The sequence below is a fragment of the Sulfuricurvum sp. genome, from assembly GCF_022759005.1.
Lineage (GTDB): Bacteria > Campylobacterota > Campylobacteria > Campylobacterales > Sulfurimonadaceae > Sulfuricurvum.
In genome coordinates this window covers 1-7,055 of the sequence record NZ_JAEMQA010000156.1, presented here as the reverse complement: position 1 = coordinate 7,055, position 7,055 = coordinate 1, and the positions used below count along the sequence as shown (strand labels likewise).

At 46.7% G+C, this 7,055-nt stretch carries 8 protein-coding genes; 4 read left to right on the top strand and 4 right to left on the bottom strand.

From position 1 onward, the window contains the following. Positions 1–90 precede the first annotated feature (90 nt). Positions 91–762, top strand: a complete 672-nt coding sequence (locus JHC35_RS09180; RefSeq protein WP_295044551.1) for a hypothetical protein — start codon at positions 91–93, stop codon at positions 760–762. A 9-nt stretch (positions 763–771) separates the two neighbouring features. On the opposite strand, the gene ftsY is transcribed toward JHC35_RS09180, so the two are convergent. Together ftsY and JHC35_RS09170 are read right to left on the bottom strand one after the other, a co-directional pair. Continuing rightward, on the bottom strand, positions 772–1,659 hold the full coding sequence (ftsY, locus tag JHC35_RS09175; protein ID WP_295044548.1) for a signal recognition particle-docking protein FtsY: 888 nt from the start codon (positions 1,657–1,659) through the stop codon (positions 772–774). A 2-nt stretch (positions 1,660–1,661) separates the two neighbouring features. Next, entirely contained in the window at positions 1,662–2,216 is a 555-nt protein-coding gene (locus JHC35_RS09170; protein ID WP_295044545.1) for a TlpA disulfide reductase family protein, read from the bottom strand. A gap of 55 nt (positions 2,217–2,271) precedes the next feature. On the opposite strand from JHC35_RS09170, the gene JHC35_RS09165 reads away from it, so the two are divergent. Together JHC35_RS09165 and rny are read left to right on the top strand one after the other, a co-directional pair. Further along, positions 2,272–2,916 (top strand): 5-formyltetrahydrofolate cyclo-ligase, encoded by a 645-nt coding sequence (locus JHC35_RS09165; protein WP_295044542.1) that lies wholly within the window; start codon positions 2,272–2,274, stop codon positions 2,914–2,916. Continuing rightward, complete coding sequence (gene rny, locus JHC35_RS09160; RefSeq protein WP_295044539.1) at positions 2,822–4,390, top strand: ribonuclease Y; 1,569 nt, start codon at positions 2,822–2,824, stop codon at positions 4,388–4,390. The genes JHC35_RS09165 and rny overlap by 95 nt, the downstream gene beginning before the upstream one ends. An 89-nt stretch (positions 4,391–4,479) precedes the next feature. Here the strand turns inward: rny and JHC35_RS09155 are convergent, their stop codons facing one another. Both JHC35_RS09155 and JHC35_RS09150 read right to left on the bottom strand, forming a co-directional pair. Continuing rightward, a complete protein-coding gene (locus tag JHC35_RS09155) occupies positions 4,480–5,025 on the bottom strand; it encodes a DUF3365 domain-containing protein (protein ID WP_295044536.1) in 546 nt (181 codons plus the stop codon). Positions 5,026–5,092: 67 nt separating this feature from the next. Then, complete coding sequence (locus JHC35_RS09150) at positions 5,093–5,977, bottom strand: cation diffusion facilitator family transporter (RefSeq protein ID WP_295044533.1); 885 nt, start codon at positions 5,975–5,977, stop codon at positions 5,093–5,095. A 54-nt stretch (positions 5,978–6,031) separates the two neighbouring features. Between JHC35_RS09150 and cmoB the strand changes: the two genes are divergently transcribed. Then, positions 6,032–6,925 (top strand): tRNA 5-methoxyuridine(34)/uridine 5-oxyacetic acid(34) synthase CmoB, encoded by an 894-nt coding sequence (gene cmoB, locus JHC35_RS09145; RefSeq protein WP_295044530.1) that lies wholly within the window; start codon positions 6,032–6,034, stop codon positions 6,923–6,925. Positions 6,926–7,055: the final 130 nt, after the last annotated feature.

Sequence of the window (7,055 nt, the reverse complement as noted above, 5' to 3'; positions counted from 1 at the left end):
ATCGGATCGCAAGCTGCCGTTGCGTTGACCAAACAAAAACAGATCAATGATTTGTAAGTCTTATTGGAATCGTTTTTATATACGATTAATATGGCAATCGAAGAAAAATCCCCCTATACGGCAGGGCATATCGATCGGATGATGGATTTGTCATTGTTGCTTGCCCATGCAATCAATAGCGATCAATCAACATTTAAAGATCACTTTTATACTGATGAGCAGATTAAAGAGCTCAAATTAAAATACGAAATTTTGAAACGGGACGCGCAAATTGCGTATTTCAATTCGTCTCAATCGGATGAGGAGAAAGGGCTACTAGAGAGCACACTAGCACAACTGGATGAGGAGATTAACTTTTTGGTTGTGGCATACGAGGGGAGCGAATATTTCAGTGACGAGAACATCGAGCGGGTCAAATCGATTGCAGCGCGTCAAATTGCATTGTATGGAACGTATGAGCCGATATTGAGTGTAGACGAAGTTGCCAACCTCACGGTACAAAAAGGGACATTAACGGCAGAACAACGTGAAAGTATCGACAATCATACCGACATTTTTGAAGCGCTTTCCGCCTCCGATCGACCGTATAAAAAAGCGAAAAAGCTCTCGGAAATTATGAAAATTTTGTTGTTAATGGCAAAAGACGGGTATATTGACAAGGATATTTTGTCATTGTTGTATACGAGCGGTGTTTGTATGACGTTCGCACAAAAATATTTGAAGCCTGAAAATATTGATGAAGTAAAGTTTGAGGGGGTGTGAAGCTCCTCTTTAGGGATGCTCGTTTTCCTCAAAGATAGCATCCAAAATTCCATCCACAAACTCATATTTGTCAAACAAAATCAGATGTTCAGGCTGTTCGCCGACACCGATGTAGAGGATCGGGAGCGAGAGGGCATAGGCGATTGAAAATACCGATCCCCCTTTGGCGGTGCCGTCGAGCTTGGTAATGATGATTCCATCGACTCCGACCATTTCGTTGAACGCTTTGGCTTGGGCGATAGCCGAAGAGCCTTGGGTCCCATCAAGGATCAGGATTTTGCGGTGCGGTGCACCGGCGTGGGCTTTGTCACAGATACGGACGATTTTTTTAAGCTCATTTCCAAGGTTTGTCTGGGTGTGGAGTCGTCCTGCGGTGTCGATGATAACCTGCTCAAAACCGCGTGCTTTGGCCGATTCGATCGTATCGTACGCTACAGCGCTCGGATCGTGTCCTTGACGAGATGAGACGATCGGGACTTCGAGTTTGTCCGCCCAGCGGGTGAGCTGTTCGATGGCGGCGGCACGGAACGTATCTCCTGCTCCGAGGATGACGCGCTCACCCTTATTCAGATGGTGTTGTGCAAGTTTGGCGATCGTGGTTGTTTTCCCCGCACCGTTCACACCGATGATGAGGGTGACGGTAGGTTTATTGGGATTGTCGGGTAGGGTGTTTTGGGCGTAGTTGAGTGTCGCGAGGAGTTTGGAACGGAGCTGATCACGGGTAATATTGTCTTGATAGAGCTCTCGAAGGATGATTTCGACCAGATCGTATTCGACATCGGCTTCGAGAAGAATGTTTTCAAGCTCCTCTTTGGAGATTTTGGCTTTTCGTTCGGGAGCGATCGCAGCAATTGCGTCGATCGTTTTTTGAAGCCCTTTTTTGATAAATGAAAACATAATTATTCCCCTAATGCCATGGCGATGTCACGATCGATGATCTCTTCTTGGGTTGCACCCTCGTAGTGGGTGACGTACTCACCGTTTTTGTACAGCACCATCAACGGAATAGGAAACTGTTGTCCTACCCCGATGGTCGAAGCGATTGCACGGGCAAGAGCTTGATTATCCGCTTTGTTTGCGATGAGGTAATCCCCTCCACGGTATTTTTCACGAAATTTTTCGAGTTCTTCATTGCTCTGGTCCTCTTGGATTGTGATCCCCATAACAATCAGTTTCTTACCGTATTTTTTTTGTAAATTGCCCAAATGGATCACTTCGGCTTGGCACGGAGGGCACCATGTGGCAAAAATATCAAATAAAACGACTTTGTCTTCTCCTGCATCGAGAGCAAAGTTGGCTCCTCTTTTTTCTACGGTGTAACTTTTTCCTTGTGTATCCATGAGTGAGAACTTCGCCGTTGAGACCAATGCGTCTTCGGTAGTCTCTTTTTTATTGCATCCTTGAAATAGGAGTGTAACGGCAAACAATGGGATTAAAAAATGGGTTAAACGCATCCAAAACCTTTTTTAGAGTAAAATTAGGTAGATTATAACGAAGCAAAGGTAAAAAGTGACCAAAAGTGATTTTAGAACCCATTGTTTAAAGCGGTTTCGGGAACTTCCGAAAAGTACGAAAAAATCTCGGGACGTGAGGGTAAATTATTGGTTGCAAGAGGTGCTTCGAATATTGGGGGCTAAAAAAATTCTGTGTTACTGGCCTATGGGCTTTGAAGCGGATATACGCCGCAGCGTTTTATCTCTTCATCGTCGACATGAGGTTTTTCTGCCGTTTATGGATGGTGTCAGTTTCAAAATGGTACCATTAAGATACCCGTTGGAACGTAAGGCTTTTGGGATTTATGAACCACGGAATTCGTATAGAAAATATAATTTAATAGATGTAGCTATTGTCCCTGTGATAGGGGTAGACGGGTCTTTGCGCCGAATAGGTTTTGGCAAAGGGATGTATGATCGATTTTTTCCGACCCTGAAAACGAAACCTTTCACAATTTTTATTCAGCCTTGCGTGTGTAAAACGATGCAAGACGTATGTGACGATTATGATGTGCAAGGAGATCTACTGATTACCCCAGCGGGGGTTCAAAGCATGAGGAAACCTAATGTTAAACGAACTACTCGTAGGAAGCGGCATCGCCGCAGTGAGCGGGTTAGTCGGATTTTTAATTTCAAAAAAGATTACCGCATCCCATTTTGATCTCTATTTGGAACAGGCACGTGCCAAATCCAAAGCGATTGAGAATGAAGCGCAAATGATTTTGGAGCGCGCTTCACTCCGATCACACGAGATTGAAAAAGAGGCGCAAAAACGTTACGACGACATCTCAGAACAGGTCAAAAAAGATTTTGCGTTTCGTGAAGAGAAGCTGGTTCGTGCCGAGCAGGAGTTTGAATTTCTTCGACAAAGTGAAGAGGAAAAACTTGCATTGGAACGGACGGCAATAGAAAATAAGCGACTCAATATTGAGCGTAATGAACGTGCTTTAGAGAAATTAAAAGAAGATTACCGCCAAAAAAGTGAACAAATCAAGGTGATCGTTGAACAGCGTTCCGGATTATCGGCGCATGAAGCGAAAGCGATTTTGTTGGATCAAATCCGAGAAAACGAACGTCTCTCACTAGCCAAGGAAGTGCGAGCGCTCGAAGAACAGACCAAAGAGCAGCTCAAACGCAAAGCTGAATATATTTTGGCTCAAGCAACATCTCGTTTTGCCGGAGAGTACGCAGCAGAGCGGCTGATCAGTGTGATCCATCTCGATGATGACGAGCTCAAAGGGCGTATCATCGGCAAAGAGGGGCGCAATATTAAAACGCTCGAAATGGTGTGCGGTGTCGATATCATCATCGATGAGACACCGAATGCGATTATCGTCAGCTCATTTAATCTCTATCGTCGTGCGATTGCGACCAAGACGATTGAATTGTTGATTCAAGACGGACGTATTCAGCCGGCACGGATCGAAGAGGTGTACCAAAAAGTTTCCGATGAGTTTGAAGAAGCAACGACCCGAGAAGGGGAAGAGATTGTCCTTGAACTCGGTGTTCAGGGGATCCATCCTGAATTGATGAAGCTGATCGGGCGGCTTAAATACCGCTCCAGTTATGGGCAAAATGCTTTGGCACATACCCTTGAAGTCGCTCATCTGGCGGGGATTATGGCCTCTGAAATGGGCGGGGATGTCAAACTTGCACGACGTGCGGGATTGCTCCATGACATCGGCAAAACGTTGACCCAAGATAACGGCGGAAACCATGTCGACATCGGTGTGGAATTATGCCGTCGCTACAGTGAAGATCCGGTCGTGATTAATGCGATCTATGCCCATCACGGGCACGAAGAGATCAAGAGTATCGAGTGTGCGGCGGTGTGTGCCGCCGATACCCTCTCTGCTGCCCGTCCGGGGGCACGGCGTGAAGTATTGGAGAGCTTCTTGCGCCGTGTAAGCGAGATTGAAGAGATCGCCACCCAAAAGACAGGAGTCAAACAGGCGTACGCGATCAATGCAGGTCGTGAGGTACGGGTCATCGTCAGTGCGCAGAGTGTGAATGATGATGAAACGGCATTGATTGCCCGTGAAATTGCCGAAGAGATTTCTCAAAAAGTGCAATTTCCGGGTGAAATAAAAGTGAGTGTAATCCGAGAAAGTCGGGTTGTCGAGTACGCTCGATAGGCTATTTGCTTTGAAACGCCAAAGGAATCAAATCCCTTTGGCTACGCTCACCGCTATGGTACTGAAGCTTGCCTCTGTCGAGGCAGAAACTATCGAGCCATTTCGATAGCTATCATCCCACGTAAATCTCCCATTTTATAGCCGGTCGCCTTGTCTTCGGGATAGGCAGCCTTGATTGCTTTTGCCAACTCCCCTTCGACATTTCCGTGACATTTCAGACACGCTTCATTGTTGATAACAATCGGCTTATAATAGACTGCCGTGCTTGGTGAAAGATTGACAATTGCAGAGGGGGGGAGCGGTTGGTTGTTTTTGAGGAGATCGCTCCATTTTTTCAAGAGTGCCGCTTCGTCAGCCGTAGCTTTATTGACCGGATTGCGTTCATTAGTGCTGAGCCGTTTGAGTGACGTATGGGTCTCTTTTGCTACTTGTTCCGTGAGGCTGAGGGCATTTTGGGAACAAAAATGGAGCGCTCCGACGGCTCCGTTATTTTGCATTTGAGCCTTCAGCTCTCCGCTGAGTCTTTGAACCAGCATGGAGGAGACTTGATCTCCTTTCGCGACAATTTGATCGTCACTCATCGGCGATGCGAGGAGAAGTGCCGAGGTGAGAGAGAAGAGGGCTAAATATTTCATCAAAACATCCTTTTTGTAATAAATCGAATAATCCTAACAAATGATACGTAACAGACTCCTCAGAAACTCAATCTAAATGAGCCTCTTCAGAATCGTCATACGGATCGAGATGGATTAGCGGATGGACCCTATCCTCAGGGAAGAGATTTTTGAGAGCAAGCTCGATCCGATCTCCCACCATGTGAGCATCGTACAACGAAGTGCTGATACTGAAAACGATATGGACACTCAGGTATATGTCGCTTCCGGATCGGCGGGTTCGAAGATCGTGATGGGAACTGATGTCGGTTTGCGCATTGAGGAGGGCATTGATTTTGGCAACACTCTCAGGATCGAGTGCGGCATCGAGAAGCATCAAAATTCCCTCTTTGATAAGGGGAAATGCCGAATAGAGCATGTATGCGCTGATTGCGATCCCTAAAATCGGGTCGATCAACGGAATATCGGTTAATGCGATCAATCCCAATGCCAAGAGCACCGCACCGTTGCTGAGAAGGTCGGTTTGGTAATGGAGCGCATCGGCGCGGATCACCATATTGCCCGTTTTGTTAGCAACGTAGCGTAAAAATGCTACCAATGCAGCTGTGACAATGATGGAAGCCGTCATAACGATGATCGATGCGTCCAAATGTTCTACGCCGCTCCCTTGAACGATTTTTGAGATCGATTCATAGAGGATGAAGAGGGCGGAGAGACTGATAATCGTCCCTTCGATGACGGCGGCAAGGGGTTCGAGTTTACGGCGTCCGAAGTTGAAATGCTCATCGGGTTCTTTGTCGGAGTGGTGCAGAGCAAAATAGTTGAATGCCGATACGACGAGGTCTAACAACGAGTCGACGGCAGAGGCTAATACGGCGACGGAACCGCTGAGGATACCGAAAGTGAGTTTCAACGCTACCAAGGTGAAGGCAACGGAGCTGGAAATGAGGGTGGCTTTTTGTTCTATACGCATGGCGCCATTTTAGCCTATTATCGCTAAAATTTCGAGATTAAACGAGGAGACTGTATGGATTTGAATGCCGTTCGCCAAGAGCGCCAAAAATGGATGACATGGAAAAATATCGCTCCGTTGCGTGAAGCGCTCGATCAATTGCCGCAGATTGAATCTCAGGTCGAACTGGGTAATACCGTTGCCCTCACAACCGATGAGACGATGGATCTCAACGAACTTGAGCGGATTGCACGGTTGATGATGCCGTGGCGCAAAGGGCCGTTCGATCTGTTCGGATTGTTCATCGATACCGAATGGCGCAGCGATCTCAAATACAACTTTCTCCGCCCCCATTTCGATCTGCGCGGTAAAAAGGTCGCCGACATCGGATGCAACAACGGCTATTATATGTTCCGTTTTCTCGAAGATACTCCCGCCAAGGTGGTAGGATTCGACCCTTCGGCTCTTTTTAAAACCCAGTTTGATTTTATCAACCATTTCGTCAAAAGCGATATCGTCTATGAACTTCTCGGTGTCGAACATCTCCCTTTTTATGAAGAGAAATTTGATACGATCTTTTGTCTTGGCGTACTCTATCACCGCAGCGATCCGGTTGCGATGATTAAATCGCTTGCCCAAGGGTTGGCCGAGGGGGGAGAGATTTATCTCGATACGTTCATTATTGACGGAGATGAGCCGGTCGCACTGTGTCCGAGCGGAAGTTATTCTAAAATTACGAACGTCTATTTCGTCCCGACCCTCAAAGCCCTCGAAAACTGGTGTATGCGTGCGGGATTCAACTCCTTTGAGGTATTGGGAACGGTGCTGACCACATCGGAAGAGCAACGCAAAACTGATTGGATCGAATCCCAAAGCCTTGAAGATTTTCTCGATCCTGCCGATAATACCAAAACAGTCGAGGGATACCCCGCACCGAAGCGGGGATATGTTCGGATTAAAAGAGGGTAATTTTGGAAAAAGATCAACTGGATTTAATGAACGAAGAGATGCAAGTCGCCATCAATCCGCAGACGGCACTGAATACGCATGAGAAAATCAACACCGTTTACAGCGGAGAAGTGGGCAAGATGGAAGCAGG